The following is a 17075-nucleotide window of genomic DNA, read 5'->3' as shown; positions in this document are numbered from 1 at the left end:
CCATTTATTAGGACAATACCTTCTTACTTCTTTCCCAACTATATCTCGGAAAATCAAGCAACAATGCACATTCGATAAATTATATCTTTTTTTGCCTTGATCCCTAACGTCGATAGGCTAAAGCAAACCGATCGATCCCTGCTAAATCAGAAAATATCTGAACATTGCCATAACTCCCGTGACTTTGCAGCAGATCAGCTACCGCCGTTTCTTGTCCCGCCATCATCTCAACCAACCAAACACCCCCAGATTCTAAATAATCGGGAGCCGTTTCTACCAAATGCCGGATGCACTCTAACCCGTCAAAACCGCCGTCTAAAGCCAGATGAGGTTCGTGCTTCAAAACTTCCGGTTCCAGAGTCAGCACCGTGCTGCTGGGAATGTAAGGGGGGTTAGACACCATGCCGCTAACGCGACCTTTGAGAAATTCTAGCGGTTCCCACCACGAACCTTGATAAAAATTAATTCGCGATGCAAAACCCAAATTCTCAGCATTCAGTCGAGCCACTGCCAAAGCTTCCGAACTGCAATCTACCGCATAAACCCTAGCATTTGTCAACGCAGAAGCTAAGCCGATCGCGATCGCCCCGCTGCCTGTCCCCAAATCCACCCAATGCGATTGGGCAAATTCTCCCCCCCGAAGCTGGGAGAAGTTTAAATCTTCTCCCCCCCTTAGTAAGGGGGGGTTGGGGGGGGTAGATTTTTGATTGATATTTTCTGCTTCTAAACGGCTTTTAACAGCTTCTACAGCCAAATCGATCAGCAATTCCGTTTCAGGACGCGGAATTAGCACCGCCGGCGTTACTTTGAGCGAAAAATGCCGCCAATGTGCAACTCCCGTTAAATACTGCACCGGCACCCGTTCCTGCAAGCGTCGCTGCCACAATTGAACAAGTTCAGATAAAGACAACTTTAATTCTATTTTTGGCAAATCTTTAAACGACTCCAAACGCAGAGCCAACCTATCCAAACCTGCCAGCTCTTGCAGCAGCCAGTCGATTTCTGCTAGGGGAATGTCATGGGCGATCGCCTCTGTTTTAGCTTGATTCACCCACTGCCAAAGCTCTAAACCAGAAACTAACATAATACTTTTTGGGAATTGGGCATCGGGCCTAAAAGCATCGGGAATTGGTAACTAATGACAACAGTCAATCGATTTTCGATTTTAGATTTTAGAGGCGACCCCACGGATAAATGCTCTTTCTTGAGGATTTTCGATTTGAGATTGGGGATTGATTCCACGGATAAATCACGTGGCGGGTACCACCTTTGAAATTCGTGGTCAACTGTCAACAGTCAACTGTCAACTGTCAACAGTCAACAGTCAACAGTCAACTGACTAAATATTAGCGAGCCGGCCGAGCTGGAGCCGGAGCAACCTGTGGATTTTGGCCCGCACCGGCAGGTTGGAGCGAGCGCACAAATTCCAGCGACTCCCGCGACGGAACCAAAATCATTTGGGTCAAAAACGGGTCGTTCTCAGTACGCAAAGCTTCCAAAACGCTCTCCAAGTTCACCACCTCAATCTTAATTGTGGCTGTCACGTTGGGCTGCTGCTGCTTAAAACGATCGACCATACCCTGTAAATCCTCCTTGTTAAAAAACAAGGGAATCACCTCTTGCTGACCCCGCTGAATCGTCAAATAACCATTTTCTGCGCCGCCTCTTGCCAAAAACAGAGGTACACCGTTGAACTCATTAACTTGTTGACCAGTCTGCTGAAGTACAGTTTTAGCCGACTGCACCTGCTGTGGAGCCGGAACGAAAGCAAATTGCACTTCCTCCGGCTTACCTTTATTTGCTTGAGTGAGCTGATAAATTTCGCCCAGGGATACTGGCATCACGCGCACCGTGGCCGCCAACTGAGGATTTCTGGTTTTCAGTTGATCGACAAAAGCTTGAGCATCTTTCTGGCTGATGAAAATTCCCGCCACGGAAGCATTACCAGTTTGACCCTCACCCTGCTTAGGAACAGAAGCGATCAAGGGCGCACCCTGAGCGTCTGTAATTGTAAATACTGGCACCGAGCGCAATTTTTCCAAAATTTGCGGCTCCGGCAGTGCCAGTGCAGACATCTGGCCAATTGGGGAGGGGCCCAGCAGAGTGCTGCCGACAATTCCCAATATTGCGCCCAAACGAACTAATGATTTCATGTTTTTTCCATCAGGAGCGATCCTGAAACACATTAACGCAAAGACTCGCGCTTTCACACGATCGGCAAAAACTGCCTCAATTTGTTTTCATTTTGACGAAATGTAAACATCAGAGACAGTTCTGCTTCAATCTATTATTTAACATTGTGCGATCGGGATGACAGGATTTGAACCTGCGACATCCTGCTCCCAAAGCAGGCGCGCTACCAAGCTGCGCTACATCCCGGTGTTATAGTTAGCTAACCTCTAACCATTAACACACAAAACCGCTTGCTTGTCAAGCTTTATTAAATATTTAGCTCTCGATGGAGCTAAGGCGAAGTTTTTTTCAGGTTGTGCGGTTTGACGCCACCCAAAAACCGATACCACCCCCTGACTCCTATCGCGATCTGCTCAAATCGACTGACAATACTTGCACAGCTTTATAACTGCCCTGATGCCGGGATACATCCAAGCGTAACTGAGGGCAGCGCACAGGTGCAGTCGGTGTTGGCAGCGTCAATATTGTATTGTAGATCCTCAACAAATCAACGCCGACCTGCACCTCGCTCGCTAATCAGGATACCAAAACATACCTTTAATCCCCTCTGGATCGGACATAAAGCCCAAATTGCGGTAAAAATCCACCACTTGAGGGTCAGCAAATAAGGTAATGTTGCTGATATCTTCACTGCGGAGTTTTTTAATGATGTATTTCATCAGCGCCTTGCCCATGCCTTTGCCCTGGTAGTCGGGATGAACTACCACATCCCAAAGCGTGGCATTAAAAGCATGGTCTGAAGTCGCTCTGGCGAAACCCACCAGCCGTCGCTGGCTGCCCCGCATCTCCCACATAGAGACGACTAGGAAGCTGTGCACAATAGCTTTTTTGACTTTACGCAGGGGACGGCGGGACCAACCCACTGCATTACAAAGTTCTTCGAGTTCGTAGAGGTCAATGTCCCGATCGCAACTGAAAAAGATGCGAGCGTTTCCGCTGGCGGGCTTGCGAAACGTTGGGGAAAGCGGATCGCCTAACCCAACAGCCACATCTTCCTCAAAATCCGCTGTTTGGGGTACAGAGGCAGACTCAGAACTACTAAATAAGTTTTTCCAAAAACCCATGCAGGCGCGGTTAAGGTAGTAGAAGTTGGACGACGAGAAAGAGAACCAGACATATAAACCCACTCCGATCGGCGTAGGATCAATTGCCGGTAGCCTCTTGAGGAACAGTTTACGGTACACTCATCTTACGCCGAAAACAGGGATTTGTCGTCCAACATTGAGTCTGCGCTTTTTTTATTCTGTCAAGTCTGGTAGAACTGTTCTGCTAGCCAGTGCCCAGACAACCCGCTTTTAAGGTAAAATTTGTTGCCGAACCAGGACAGAGGCATTTTGGGAAATGCTTCTTTTGAGTGCCGCCGATCGCGCCGGAACTTATACCCTTGGTGGAAAATACCACTGGAATGGCGCAACGGTGACATTCTCGTGATAAGTTCTCTGACCACGAATTTCTTGATGGTACAAGCCCCCGGATTTATCCGTGGAATCAATCCAAAATCGAAAATCGAAAATCAGAAGAGCCCCCGCATTTATCCGTGGGGTCGCCTCTAAAATCTAAAATCTAAAATCTAAAATCGATTGACAGATTTGACTTTTGCTTTTAGTGAGGAGACGGGCACAATTTAAGTCGAATCGTCGAATCGAAAATCCCATTGCCATAAGGCATGGAAGAGTCAATACCTAGTATATCTCCCGCACCTTCTCCTCAATTATGGCTTCGGGTTTAAAACCATCTACACTAGAACTTCTCAAGCGCTTTAACCGAGCGTTTCCGCAGTTTTATGAGCAATTTGTCAGCAGCGAAATCCAGTTGCAAAACCTCAAATTAGCTTACCAGCTTTACAAAACTCGGCAAGCAGTCATCGAAATCCGAGCCGAAGGTAACAAAAGTGCCCTGCATTTTGCTTACCGGAACCAGTCTTTTCTATTGAGCGATATTTTTGGAGTGCTCGCGGCCTACGGGCTGACAATTCACAGTCTGAGTCTGTACGGTCAAATTTACCCGCCCATGCTGGTATTTATCAAATTGGTCGTATCTCGCGGTGGCAAGGTACTGGCAGATAAAACAGCAGAAAACGTCTGTAGGGCGGTTCGAGAGGCATTGGCGGGGCATTTTGAGGTTGAAGAGATGTTGGCGGTGGAATTTAATTTAGACGCGGGTTTAGAAGATGTGGCAACTGAATTCTACGTCGATCCGGTTTTCCACTTGCCAGCTTTGCTGATTGAAGCCGATAATCAACCTGGACTTTTTTACAAAGTTATGTATGCCATCTGGCAAGAGGATTTGTTGGTCGTAAATGCTAATTTGCTAGTTTGGCGGGGGCGAACTCGCCTAATTCTCTATTTGTTGGGGCCCAATGAAAGTTTAATTCCCGAATATCTGGGGCAGAAAATCGCTGAGGGGGTGCGACAAAGATTGCTAGGCGAGCGATTTTAGGGCAAGCTGCCGATGATCCCTAAATAACTCGATTTCTATAAGTATAGCAATCCTCGCATCATTTGTAAAAATATGTAGGGGTAGTGCTACCCCTCCTCCCCGTGCCTACCCCAGCCTGCATCGGGGCAACCGGGCGTGGGGAGAGCCCCTACAAGAATTACACGAATCATTTAGGATTGCTATAGACATTAGTTTGCAGAAGTTTTCCAGTGAGATAGGATAAAAAGCTCGGCAACATTTTTCGTACAAACGAGTGTAGATAGCGGTTCTCATAAACATGGGACACGCCGAAACGATGTTGTCAATCTTTTTAAGTTTTACAGCGCCTATTTACTTAAATAAGATCGCGGGACTACAGGCAAAAGTCGCAAATATCCGCAAAAATGCGCTCCATAAAATTATGTATCACCTCGCCCAAAACTAGCGATAGGTAACGCTAGCTAGAGAATTAAGAGATTAAATAAATTGTTGTATGCTAAAAATTTAGTTGGTTGAATAGTTGAAGGTAGGAAGTACGAATTTATTTTGTAAGTAACCTACAAAAAAAATATAATTTGACACTGGAACACCGAGAGTTAACAACTTTCAAATCGACCAATTTTGGAAAAATTATTGCCACAAAATACCCTTAAAAAATCGCGTTGATTTATGTCGCAATTGCGCTCATACAGCAGAGAGAAATTTGAATACTGCAAAAAACATAGAACGCTGGTTTGAAGGAATATTTATTCTCGGCCGATCGCATAAAAGGGCAAGCTATGCCAAGATTGCCCGTGCAGTGGACAAAAGTAGCGTCAGCGACCGCGCGTTGCACCAGGAAGTAAGCGGTAAATCGATAAAGTTGAGTATTTTTGACTTAACTTATAGCGCTTGTTGGGTAGATGAGGTAAACAATTGAACTGAAAAAGCTTGAGAACACAGGATTTCGGCGTACTCTCTCTTTCTGAGAAAGGCTATACATAGGTTTACATCGGTCTTATGGAGCGGGTAGGATAAAAGTATGGCAACAATCGACATCCTAGGGGTTCGGCACGCTTACGATTTGACGGCTCCGACTTCAACTTCCCCGGTTCTGGTATTTGTCCACGGCTGGCTGTTAAGCCGCCACTACTGGCAACCTTTGACCGATCGCTTGGCATCAAACTATCAGTGCCTTACCTACGATTTGCGGGGGTTTGGCGATTCTCAATCCGACGGTGGCCTTCATCATGGGCATTCCGAACCGCTAAATTCCTGCTACACTCCGGCAGCTTACGCTCGCGATTTGGAAATTTTACTCGAAAAACTCGATATATCTTCTGCTTGGCTGGTGGGACACTCTCTGGGCGGTACGATCGCCCTTTGGGGAGCCAGCAAATTCTCCGATCGCGTTAAAGGCGTGGTCTGCATCAATGCAGGGGGCGGCATCTATCTTAAGGAAGAATTCGAGCGGTTTCGAGCGGTAGGCAAGCAGCTAGTGACAATGCGTCCCGGCTGGCTGCCTCGGTTGCCGTTAGCAGATTACGTGTTTGCCCGCGATTCTGTAGCCCGCTCGATCGGCAGATCCTGGGGACGGCAGCGCTTAATAGATTTCGTGGGAGCTCATCCAGAGGCAGCTTTGGGGGCTTTGTTGGACTCCACCACAGAAGCCCAGATTCACCTCTTGCCACAAATTGTGTCCCAACTCAAGCAGCCTGTTTATTTTATTGCTGGCACTAAAGACAAAATTATGGAACCAAAATACGTGCTGCATTTGGCTAGCTTTCACTGGATGTTCCAAGGTTGTGGCGAGAATGTCCTTCAGCTTCCCGATTGTGGCCATTTGGCAATGGTGGAACAGCCGGATGCAGTGGCTAGTTACCTGCAAAATATTCTGAAAGAACATGATTAGATGGCATGGGGCATGGGGCATGGGGCATGGGGCATGGGGCGTTAGAACTTACAAATAACCAATAACCAATAACCAATAACCAATAACCAATAACAACTGACTTCTTCCTTAACCTAAAATCTGTTATGTTTAAAGAGGTAAGTCTGCCCGATCGCCCTTTTGGTACAGACGTTTCGATTAATATAGCGACTTTCAACTCTAAATTCTAATTCTGCTTAAATATCTGTGCGCGTTAACCTCACCGATCGGCAACAACACATCCTTTGGGCAACGGTTCGCCACTACATAGCAACAGCGGAACCCGTTGGCTCAAAAGCTTTGGCTGACGAATTCAACCTCAGCGTCAGCCCAGCTACAATTCGCAATGCGATGGGGACTCTTGAAAAAGCTGGACTGCTTTATCAGCCCCACACTTCGGCAGGACGAGTCCCCTCTGACTCCGGCTACCGAATTTATGTAGACCAGTTGATTCAGCCGTCTGATACGCTGGCCCGCAAGGTGGAACAGGTACTAGACCAACTCAATTGGTCGGATGGTCGCATGGACGCGGCACTCCGCGGCGCTGCTCAAATCCTGGCAACTATCAGCGGTTACATAGCCATGATCACCATACCGCAAACCAATATGGCTTGCTTGCGCCACTTGCAACTGGTGCAGCTAGAGCCGGGAAAGGTGATGCTGATAGTGGTGACGGATGCCTACGAAACTCAGTCGGTTTTGGTGCAGTTGCCGAGGGATGCAGAAGGTAACACGCCTGATGCCGAAATCGTCGATCGCCAGTTGCAGATTTTGTCGAATTTTTTGAACAGCAAGTTGCGGGGACGATCGCTCTCGGAACTCTCGGCTGTAGACTGGAGCGAGTTAGACCGCGACTTTGAGCTGTACGCTGAGTGGATGGGAACTATGCTGACTGCTTTGAGCAGCCGCCAAAGCAATCCAACCTACACGCGGATTCTGATCGGCGGTTTAGCAGAAGCGCTGCGCTTGCCAGAGTTTTCGCAGTTGCAGCAAGTTCAAACCCTGGTGCAATTGCTCGAACAAGAGCAGGAACTGCTTTGGCCTTTGATTTTTGAATCGCCGGAGTTAGACACCCCCGGCAAGCGGGTAACGGTGCGTATTGGTTCGGAAAATTCTTTAGAACCGATTCGTGGCTGTACTCTGATTTCTTCGACTTACCGCCGGGGATCGGTGCCGGTGGGTAGTGTTGGGGTTTTGGGGCCGACGCGGATGGTTTACGAAAATGCGATCGCGGTTGTGGAAGCTGCGGCGGATTATTTGTCAGAAGCTATTGGCGGAAATCGAGTTGGTTTTCCTGATGGGGATCGAGGGCGATCGGATAATCCTTTGTTAGATGCACCCTAATTTGATAGCCCCAAGCTTAATTGGCTTGGGGTTTTATTGTCTGTGGATGTACTCACAACCTTTAAAAACCGGGTTTTGTGACAAAAAAACTAGGCTTTTATACTCTTTTTGGGGCAAGAAACTAAAGCTTGGCAGTTGACAAGAGAGTTTTGTAAACAACCCGGTTTCTGTGTCCATGAGTGGCTCGGAAAGTGGCAGGAGTTGCGGGCGATCGACTTTCCAGCGATCGCGAGAAAGAGATGGCGATGGTGAGCGATCGGGCATTCACAGAAAGTGGCTGCGGATCGTTAGTCGAACGGCGGGTTTAGCAGCCCAACTGACGAGTTTTGTTGCCAACCGGGTGGGCTGCTAAAACCGCTCTAGGGATAGCGGCTATGACCAATGAATAGATGAGCCGCGTACCCCAGGAGCGTCGATTCCCAAGGCAGCAGAATGTCAAAATATTAAGACATTTTAGAGAGTTCGTCAAAAACAACTAAAAAAGATTAGTGTGGATAGGAAAGCAATATTTCTTTTGGGAATAGCCCGGGTTAGACAATTGCAAATAACTTGCAGTGAATTTGGCTTGATTGCCACTCCATAAAAAATTTAACCGCTGAGTTAAGATCGAAACGAAATTTAGGGAATTTTCTTTTAGCATTCAATGAAATCGACTGATAAAACTAAGAATACCTTTGCGATAACAACGCCTCTGTATTATGTAAACGATTTACCTCACGTTGGCAGCGCTTATACGACTATGGCTGCGGATGCCCTAGCGCGATTTGAGCGGCTGCGGGGAAAATCTGTTTTGCTGGTTACGGGGACGGATGAACACGGGCAGAAAATTCAGCGGACAGCCGAGAGTTTGGGACGATCGCCCCAAGCTCACTGCGATTCAGTGGTTCCGGCGTTTGAGACGCTGTGGGAGCAACTCGATATCCAGTACGATCGGTTCATTCGCACAACTTCGCGGCGTCACGAGTACATTGTCAAAGAATTTTTCCAGCGCGTCTGGAACTCCGGCGACATCTACTTGAACCAGCAACAAGGCTGGTACTGCGTCTCCTGTGAAGAATTTAAGGATGAACGGGAATTGTTGCCGGGAAATCGGTGCTCTGTCCACACCAGCAAGGAAGTTGAGTGGCGCGACGAGGAAAATTACTTTTTCCGTCTGTCACGGTATCAAGACCAACTGCTGGCATTGTACGCAGAACGTCCCGACTTCATCGCGCCGGAAAGCCGACGCAACGAAGTGCTCAGTTTCGTCAACTCTGGACTGCAAGACTTTTCCATTTCTAGAGTGAATCTCGCATGGGGTCTGCCAATGCCAGTTGACCCCAGTCACAGCATCTACGTGTGGTTTGACGCTTTGCTGGGATACGTCACCGCCTTGCTAGATCCTGACAGCGACCCGATTTTGGAGAATGCTTTATCTAAATGGTGGCCGGTTGACTTGCACTTGATCGGCAAAGATATTCTTCGCTTCCACGCAGTTTACTGGCCGGCAATGCTGATGTCAGCGAATCTACTGGTGCCGGGTCGCGTTTTCGCACACGGGTTTTTGACCAAAGACGGCAAAAAAATGGGGAAAACGGAGGGTAATACTTTAAACCCTGTCGAATTGGTCAACAAATACGGCGCTGACGCAGTACGTTACTATTTCCTTAAAGAAATTGAGTTCGGAGAGGACGGCGATTTTAACGAAACTCGGTTTATCAATATATTGAATGCTGAGCTAGCAAATGATTTGGGGAATTTGCTTAATCGTACCCTAAACATGGCTCGCAAATATTGCGGTGCCTGCGTACCAAATGTGTTGGGAGAAAACATTGAGGGCGATAACCTTCTCAAGGCTATGAGCCTGGATTTGGGCGATCGAGTAGCGGGTTTTTACGAAGAGTTGGCTTTTAGCAAGGCTTGCGAAGCCGTGCTTGCATTAGTGCGAGCCGGGAACAAGTTTATTGACGTGCAAGCACCTTGGAGTTTGTACAAGCAGGGACAGATCGAAAGTGTTGAACAAGTGCTATATTCTGTTCTGGAATCTGTTAGACTAGCATCTTACCTTTTATCGCCCATTATTCCCAATATCAGCAACGCTATCTATCAACAGCTAGGTTTTTCAATTGACTTTAACGATCGGGTTACAGTTAACAGTTTAGCGAATTTTGCAGCTCATGCTGCCTGGGGCGCTTTGCCGGCAAACCAAACTCTGGGGGAACCCCAACCTGTTTTTAAGCGGCTCGAACTGCTGTAAACAGTACCTTCATAGTTGGCAGCCAGCGCTCTGGGTGTGATGACAGACTACGAATTAGCAGTTATTTCCTTACCAATCTTTCATAAAAATCGAGGCATAACAATCATGTTGAATAGAATAGAAAGCAACGACCTTTTTACGCCGGAACAGGTACTAGAAAATCGTGGTAGAGTGGCAATTTTTATTGACGGTTCTAACCTTTTTTACGCGGCTTTGCAGTTAGGAATTGAGATTGATTACACTAAGCTGCTGTGCCGTTTAACTGCGGGATCGCGGCTGCTGCGCTCTTTCTTCTACACGGGTGTCGATCGCACTAACGAGAAACAGCAGGGGTTTTTGCTGTGGATGCGCCGCAACGGCTACCGGGTGATTTCTAAGGATTTGGTACAGTTGCCAGATGGTTCTAAGAAGGCGAATTTGGATGTAGAAATCGCTGTGGATATGATGGCTTTAGTCGGGTCTTACGACACGGCGGTTTTGGTGAGCGGTGACGGCGATTTGGCTTATGCTGTAGACGCTGTGAGCTATCGCGGTGTGCGGGTAGAGGTGGTGAGTTTGCGATCGATGACGAGCGACAGTTTGATTAATGTAGCCGATCGCTATATCGATTTGGAAATGATTAAGGACGACATCCAAAAAACATCGCGCCCTAATTATGCTTACCGCCCTTTGTCTGGTTTGAGCTTGATGGAGGAACACGACGACAGATAGGGATTTGGTAATGGGTAATTGGTAAGGGTTAATAGGTGATGATTAATGGGTTGAATCATTGAGAATTAGAAGTTAAAAATTTAGACAAAGCATGACACATTTTTAATTTTTGATTAAGTGTTTTTCACGACCCAATTATCAATTACCAATTCCCCATTCCCATTCCCAATTACCTATTATCAATTCCCTATTCCCAATGATTCATCTCCCATCCCAAATTCCCAATCTCAACTCCCCAAAATTGAGGCTGCTATTTTTAGCAGCACTGATTTTGGGGATTGGTGCTTGTGCAGTTCCGCAAGAGACTCAAAAGAACAAATTAGCTGAGGATCTCCAAACTGCTCAACAGTCAAACAGCACTTTAACTTTAAACAAAGTAACTCTAGAACAAGCAAACGAAAAGGGCGAGACGTTCTGGAAAGTCAACTCACAAAATGCCGTTTACAGCAAAGACAAAAAAATAGTTAACGTTCAGAAACCTGTAGGCAAATTGTTTCAAGATGGCAAAGAAATTTACGATATTCAGGGAGAAACTGGCCAGGTATTTCAGGAAGGAAATCAAGTTTTTCTCAAAGGTAACATAGTCGCTACTGACCTGAAAAATGGAGTGGTCTTGCGGGGAAATGAGTTGGAGTGGCGGCCAAAGGAGGATGTTTTAGTTGTCCGCAACAATTTGACGGGAGAGAACAAACAGGTGACGGCTTCAGCGAAGGAAGCGCGGGTTTTCACTAGGGCTAAGAGGATGGAGTTATTCGGCTCTGTGGTGGCGAATGTTAAAGATCCGGTTTTGCAATTGCGAACCGAGCACTTAGTGTGGTTTATGGATCAACAAAAGGTAAACAGCACCAAACCTACTCAAATTGACAGATACAAAGATAAAATAGTAACAGACAGCGGTTTTGCCGACCAAGTAGATGTAGACTTAAAAACCAAGATTGCGACGCTGACAAAAAACGCTCAGTTGATGCCTTCTGATCCGCCGCTGCAAATAGAAAGCAGTTTGATGAGTTGGAATTTTCCGGCGCAATCTGTGGTGTCGCCTGGGCCTGTGAAGGTTTTTCACCGCGTGGAAAAGGTGACGATGACTGGGGATACGGGGCGGGGAGATTTAGAGAAAAAAGTTTTTTATTTGACGGGAAATGTGGTAGGAATTGGGGAAAAACGTCAATCTCAATTAAATACCGATCGCGTAACGTGGTATTTAACTAATCAGACTTTTGATGCAGAAGGAAATGTGGTTTATCGGCAGCTAAATCCGGTGTTTAATTTGACTGGGCCGAGGGCGGCGGGAGAGTTGAAAAATCAAACTGTGATTGTTAAAGGCGACGGTGGTGGCGGCCAAGTGGTTACGGAATTTGTACCGGATGAGTATCAGGGAACTTTGGGAGAGTAGATGGGATTGCAACCGCAGATGTTGGCAGAGGGACGCATGAACGCTGTATGAATGCTGTTTATCGCCACACTCGCCTCAAATTCAATACAAATCCCGGCAATACATCTTCGCCAGACAACTCGGCTGGATCGATATTTCTACTTCTGCCTGCTGTCGGTAAATCTCTACCCGCCGATTTTGCGGGTCAATCAACCAGCCCAATCTCGCCCCGTTGTCGATATATTCCCGCATTTTAGTTTGCAGGGTGGAGAGACTGTCGGAGGCCGATTCCCTACGGGATAGCTTCGCTTCACGCAATTCTACTAAAAAGTCTGGACACAGCGGAACAAAGCCTTTTCTTTCTTTTGCAGTTAATGCTTCCCAGCGAGCTCGACTCACCCAGGAAGCGTCGGGAGAAAGGCGAGCACCGTTAGGGAGGATGAATCCAGTAGAAGAGTCAAAACCTTCTCCTAAATCGTCCTTTGCGTCACACCAGTTGCCGAGTTGTGCGCTGATGCTGAGGTTGCTGCTGCCTGATTCTCCACCGGTGGGTGGATTCACTATTAATTCTCCTTCTGCGGTTCTTTCTAATCTCAAGTCGGGATTTGCCAATGCTAGGATATCGAATTGTTCGCCTGTGACAAAAAGGGCGATCGCATTTGGCAATTCTATAGATATAGTTTCTGGTTGAGTAATTGTTTGTACCATATTCAATTGTTCGCTTTTTTAGGTAGAAATAGGTCACAAAAAACCTAAAACTAATAGACATAAATTCTGTAGGGGCGGGTTCACCAACCATGTCTGACAAACATCAATCAATATAATAAACCCGCCCCAACCCAACCAAAAATACCAAGGTACCGCCCACCCAAATTACAAATGTACCGTGAATTTGTTGGCTAAAATATGGATGTAAATTCTGGCGGGGGAGGGCGGGTTTATCAGATTGTTTGATTTGTTTCAAAGATGGTTGGTGAACCCGCCCCTACAGGTTTTTGACATCGTGCGGGGGAGGGCGGGTTTATCAGATTGTTTGATTTGTTTCAAAGATGGTTGGTGAACCCGCCCCTACATTGTTGACAATTTTGCAATATATCAGATGCTTTTTACAACTGTCCGAAACCTTTTTTAGGCTTATCTTTTTTCTTTTTCTTCTTCTGCTGGGCACCCATATAGCCACGGGAACCGGGCTGCATTCCTCCGGGGCCGCCCATTCCAGGCATTCCCGGCATTCCCGGCAATCCTCCCATTCCTGTAAAGTTGCCTTGACTCATTTGCTGCATCATGGTACGCATTTTCTGGAAGTCGCTGACGAGCTTTGTTACGTCGTTTTCAGCGTAGCCGGCGCCTTTGCCGATGCGGCGGCGGCGGGATGGAGAACTTGCTAAAAGTTCGGGATTGCGGCGTTCTTCAACTGTCATCGAATTAATCATGGCTTCGGTGCGTTTTAGCTGCACTTCTCCCTGCCGCATTTGTTCGTCTGAAAGTTTGTTCATCCCCGGAATCATTTTCATGATGCCGCCGAGGGAACCCATATTTTTTAACAGTCTGGTTTGTTTGAGAAAGTCGGTAAAGTCAAACTTTGCCGTGAGCATTTTCTCTTGCATTTTTTCGGCATCGGCGATGTCGAATTCTTCTTGCGCCCTTTCTACTAGCGTCAAGACATCGCCCATGCCTAGTATTCTCGATGCCATGCGATCGGGATAAAATGGTTGCAAGGCTTCCACTTTTTCGCCGACGCCGACAAATTTAATCGGCGCGCCGGATATTTGCCGCACGGATAAGGCTGCACCGCCGCGGCTGTCGCCGTCTAATTTGGTTAAGATTGCGCCGGTAATGCCGATTTGTTCGTGAAAGGTGCGGGTTAAATTTGCTGCTTCTTGGCCGGTCATGGCATCAACAACTAACAGCGTTTCGTGGGGTTGTACTGTTTGTTTGATGCGGCCCAATTCTGCCATCATGTCTTGGTCGATTTGCAGGCGGCCTGCTGTATCGACGATGATGGTATCAATGCCAATTTGTTTACCGTGTTCGATGCCTTGGCGGGCAATTTCTACGGGGTCAATGTCTTTGCCTAATTCAAATACTGGTACGTCTATTTGTTTGCCAAGGGTCAGCAATTGGTCGATCGCGGCTGGTCGATAAATGTCGGTTGCGACTAGCAGTGCGGTACGATTTTGCTTGCGGAGGTGGAGTGCTAGTTTGGCGGTAGCTGTGGTTTTCCCGGTTCCTTGCAAACCAGCCATCAGGATAACTGTGGGCCCGGAGTCGGCGGTGGCTAGGGGTACGTTGGTTTCCCCCATGACGCGCACGAGTTCGTCGTGGACGATTTTGATGAATTGTTGGTCGGGACGGACGCCTGAAACGACTTCTGCGCCTTGTGCTTTTGCCGCTACCTCTGAGATGAAGTTTTTGACGACTTGGAGGTTGACATCGGCTTCCAGGAGGGCGCGGCGGACTTCTTTGAGCGCGTCTTGGATGTTGGACTCGGAGATTTTATTTTGTCCGCGCAGTTTTTTCCAGGTGGATTCGAGTCGATCGGCAAGGGCTTCAAACATAGGGCATTGTTGGCTAGTCAGTCTTTTTAATTTTAAGGCTAAATGGGGCTGTTTGGATTAATGTTTTGCTAATTTTTCAATAATCCTTTCAGGGCGGGCTAGAAGCCCAACCCACAAGCAAATTATTCATGTGTTGTGGAACAGGCATCTTGCCTGTTCCTAAAACTGCTATAAGATGTGAGTTTTTACGCGGATTGATGCTGAAACTAATTCAAATTAATGTAGTAGGGTACGTTTTGACAAACCCTACTTTCTGGAATAGGATTAAAGTATTTCCGTCACCTTGCCACAATTTTAATGTCTGCTTATGCCCAAAAAGATTCGAGAGCTCAAAAGCCTGCTGCTAAAAGCTGGGTTTACTTATCGTTCGGCAAAAGGCAGCCATACAAGATGGGTTCATCCTTTACTACTATCATGAACCAATTACCCTTGCTGGAAATGATGGGGATGATGCGAAACTGTATTTAGAGAGAGAAGTTAATCGAAAAATTGGAATATTGAAAGCAATTGAAGAAGAGGAACCTGAATCATGAAATTACCTTATATAATTGTTATTCAATGGTCGGATGAAGATAACTGCTACCTAGTTCACTTACCTGATTTTCCATCTCAGCAGTTCCACACTCATGGAGATACCTACGAAGAAGCTTTGCAGAATGCAGTAGAGGTATTAGAGCTTTTAGTTGAAGAATATCAGGTAGATGGTAAATCTCTCCCAGAACCTAAAACTCTAGTAGAAAACTTGCTGTTTGCTTGATTATTGATTTGAAGCGATCGCCCTTCCCAAAAAAACAGGCGATCGCTCTTTTATGTAGAAGGGCGATTGTTTTTATATTTGGATGTTTTGAAGTTATTTGATGTTGGTTTTTATGTATTCTGCGATCGCTGGTTGGAGTTGGAAGAGGGTGCGATCGCCCTTTTGGACTTTTTCGATTAATAACCTCCGTCTCAAGGATTCGACGGCTTTGAGGAATTCTGAAGGGGACAATTCCAGAAGGGCTGGTTTTTTGGAAATTTCAACTGCTTTGTTTTGATTTGCCAACCAGGACATTACTTGTTTTTCGCTGTCTGACCAACGCTGAAAATGTTGGTGAAATAAATATTCTAAGTCTCCTAAAACTAGGCTATCATAGGATAAAAATTCAGAAATATTGCCGTTAAATAAGTCTTGAATTGCAGCGGCTGCTGTATTCAACCACAATGGATTTCCGTTGTAAAGTTCAATCAATTCTGACCATTTTTCTGATTCAAGTAAACCTTTTTCTATAAATATTTCTCGCGCTGGTTCGCCTAAACCATTGAGTTGCAATGTTTGACAATTTTTTGGGTTGCTTTCTAAGGCAGCAATTTCTCTGGGTTTTTCCCAACTAATCAAAATTAGGCAACTGTTGTGGCATGATTCTGCTATTTGTTTGAAGAATGCGCCGTAGTTTTCATAGCCAGGTTGGTAGTTTCCTGCTAGTTGTTGGCTGCTGAAGATTGTTTGCACGTCATCGAGAATGATGAGACAGCGGTGCGATCGCAAATATTGTAGGGGCAATCCCCCCGTGGTTGCCCTTTCTTCGGGGGCGGGCACGGGGGCACCGCCCCTACAGAATTGAATTAAGTCGGTTTCGAGTGTTTGGAGGGGTGGCGCGTTGCGGAGGCTTCGCCAGATGATGCAGTCGAATTCGTGTTGAATTTGCGGGATTAGTTGGAGGGTAAGGGCGGTTTTGCCAATACCGGATAAGCCGAGGATGGTGATGAGGCGGGTGCGGCTTAAAATCCAGTTTTCTAGGGTGGAAAGTTCGGATGTGCGATCGAAAAATGTCGAGATTTCGGGTGCGTCGGATAAGTCTAATTGCTGTATAGGTTCGGAATTGCTTATTTTTTCGTTAAATTTATCCTGGTCTTGCGGTTCAGATTGTGAGGCTTCTGGGGAGTGCAAACTTTCAGCAGAGATGTTGCCAATATGGATGCAGCCATTCCCGACAAGTGAGACAATATTAGAAGCTTGTAAATTTTCCAATTTAGCTCTAAAGTTTGCTTTACATACTTGTTCCTCACCTAATGCAACTGACATAAGCTTCCACAATTTAAAGCCAACTTCTTTAACATATTTCTCTGAACGGTTGTGATGCTGTGCAATTTCTTTATATTTCTGATTGTCCCAAGCGCCGCGCAGTATAGCTTTTTGCAGACTATCTAAGTGTTTTCCTGTAGTAGTTAAAGCTAGATGGTCTGTAAATTTTAAGGCTTCTTCAACGTCCATCGGTCACGTATATGCAAGGGGTTGACCAGATTATAACCCAACTAAATATGACTTTTTTAGTAGCAACCAACTAAATATGACTT

Annotated in this window: 15 protein-coding genes, 1 tRNA gene and 1 pseudogene; 10 read left to right on the top strand and 7 right to left on the bottom strand. The window is 46.4% G+C overall.

Features of this window, described 5'->3' with window-relative positions; translation table 11 throughout:
- Window positions 1-103 precede the first annotated feature (103 nt).
- The 4 genes from QUB20_RS00850 to QUB20_RS00835 all read right to left on the bottom strand — a co-directional run bounded on the left by QUB20_RS00850 (window position 104) and on the right by QUB20_RS00835 (window position 3257).
- A complete protein-coding gene (locus tag QUB20_RS00850) occupies window positions 104-1084 on the bottom strand; it encodes a HemK/PrmC family methyltransferase (protein WP_333242315.1) in 981 nt (326 codons plus the stop codon).
- Window positions 1085-1346: 262 nt separating this feature from the next.
- Window positions 1347-2153, bottom strand: a complete 807-nt coding sequence (locus QUB20_RS00845) for a Tic22 family protein (RefSeq protein WP_333242312.1) — start codon at window positions 2151-2153, stop codon at window positions 1347-1349.
- 152 nt (window positions 2154-2305) lie between these two features.
- Window positions 2306-2379 (bottom strand) — tRNA-Pro (locus QUB20_RS00840).
- A 326-nt stretch (window positions 2380-2705) separates the two neighbouring features.
- Entirely contained in the window at window positions 2706-3257 is a 552-nt protein-coding gene (locus QUB20_RS00835; RefSeq protein ID WP_242725747.1) for a GNAT family N-acetyltransferase, read from the bottom strand.
- Window positions 3258-3906: 649 nt separating this feature from the next.
- On the opposite strand from QUB20_RS00835, the gene QUB20_RS00830 reads away from it, so the two are divergent.
- From QUB20_RS00830 to lptC, 8 genes are all read left to right on the top strand, one after another.
- The gene (locus QUB20_RS00830) at window positions 3907-4632 is read left to right on the top strand and encodes a hypothetical protein (RefSeq protein WP_006631881.1); all 726 of its coding nucleotides are present in this window, start codon (window positions 3907-3909) and stop codon (window positions 4630-4632) included.
- A gap of 682 nt (window positions 4633-5314) precedes the next feature.
- Window positions 5315-5530 carry a hypothetical protein gene (locus QUB20_RS00825; protein ID WP_333053293.1) on the top strand — a complete coding sequence of 72 codons (216 nt, stop codon included), beginning with the start codon at window positions 5315-5317 and terminating at the stop codon, window positions 5528-5530.
- A 102-nt stretch (window positions 5531-5632) separates the two neighbouring features.
- Window positions 5633-6502, top strand: coding sequence for an alpha/beta hydrolase (locus tag QUB20_RS00820; protein WP_333242309.1), 870 nt, complete (start codon window positions 5633-5635; stop codon window positions 6500-6502).
- A gap of 219 nt (window positions 6503-6721) precedes the next feature.
- Window positions 6722-7864 carry a heat-inducible transcriptional repressor HrcA gene (gene hrcA / locus QUB20_RS00815; protein ID WP_445299362.1) on the top strand — a complete coding sequence of 381 codons (1143 nt, stop codon included), beginning with the start codon at window positions 6722-6724 and terminating at the stop codon, window positions 7862-7864.
- A 175-nt stretch (window positions 7865-8039) separates the two neighbouring features.
- A complete protein-coding gene (locus QUB20_RS00810) occupies window positions 8040-8216 on the top strand; it encodes a hypothetical protein (RefSeq protein WP_333242306.1) in 177 nt (58 codons plus the stop codon).
- 291 nt (window positions 8217-8507) lie between these two features.
- Window positions 8508-10100: a methionine--tRNA ligase gene (gene metG, locus QUB20_RS00805; RefSeq protein WP_333242303.1), complete on the top strand. Its 1593-nt coding sequence runs from the start codon at window positions 8508-8510 to the stop codon at window positions 10098-10100.
- 105 nt (window positions 10101-10205) lie between these two features.
- Window positions 10206-10811: a LabA-like NYN domain-containing protein gene (locus QUB20_RS00800; protein WP_006631885.1), complete on the top strand. Its 606-nt coding sequence runs from the start codon at window positions 10206-10208 to the stop codon at window positions 10809-10811.
- Window positions 10812-11007: 196 nt separating this feature from the next.
- On the top strand, window positions 11008-12204 hold the full coding sequence (lptC, locus tag QUB20_RS00795; RefSeq protein ID WP_333242300.1) for an LPS export ABC transporter periplasmic protein LptC: 1197 nt from the start codon (window positions 11008-11010) through the stop codon (window positions 12202-12204).
- A gap of 58 nt (window positions 12205-12262) precedes the next feature.
- On the opposite strand, the pseudogene QUB20_RS00790 reads toward lptC, so the two are convergent.
- Together QUB20_RS00790 and ffh are read right to left on the bottom strand one after the other, a co-directional pair.
- Window positions 12263-12891 (bottom strand): annotated as a pseudogene (locus QUB20_RS00790) (Uma2 family endonuclease).
- Between the two features lie 398 nt (window positions 12892-13289).
- A complete protein-coding gene (ffh, locus tag QUB20_RS00785) occupies window positions 13290-14741 on the bottom strand; it encodes a signal recognition particle protein (protein ID WP_333053300.1) in 1452 nt (483 codons plus the stop codon).
- A 297-nt stretch (window positions 14742-15038) separates the two neighbouring features.
- Here ffh and QUB20_RS28550 point away from each other — a divergent pair, with 297 nt between their 5' ends.
- Window positions 15039-15209: a hypothetical protein gene (locus QUB20_RS28550; protein ID WP_445299357.1), complete on the top strand. Its 171-nt coding sequence runs from the start codon at window positions 15039-15041 to the stop codon at window positions 15207-15209.
- Window positions 15210-15270: 61 nt separating this feature from the next.
- On the top strand, window positions 15271-15498 hold the full coding sequence (locus QUB20_RS00770; protein WP_190739090.1) for a type II toxin-antitoxin system HicB family antitoxin: 228 nt from the start codon (window positions 15271-15273) through the stop codon (window positions 15496-15498).
- Between the two features lie 93 nt (window positions 15499-15591).
- On the opposite strand, the gene QUB20_RS00765 is transcribed toward QUB20_RS00770, so the two are convergent.
- On the bottom strand, window positions 15592-16992 hold the full coding sequence (locus QUB20_RS00765; protein ID WP_333242297.1) for an NB-ARC domain-containing protein: 1401 nt from the start codon (window positions 16990-16992) through the stop codon (window positions 15592-15594).
- Window positions 16993-17075 lie beyond the last annotated feature (83 nt).

The organism is Microcoleus sp. B4-C2, assembly GCF_036705265.1.
Taxonomy (GTDB): Bacteria; Cyanobacteriota; Cyanobacteriia; order Cyanobacteriales; family Microcoleaceae; genus Microcoleus.
This window is presented reverse-complemented; position numbering and strand designations above follow the sequence as displayed.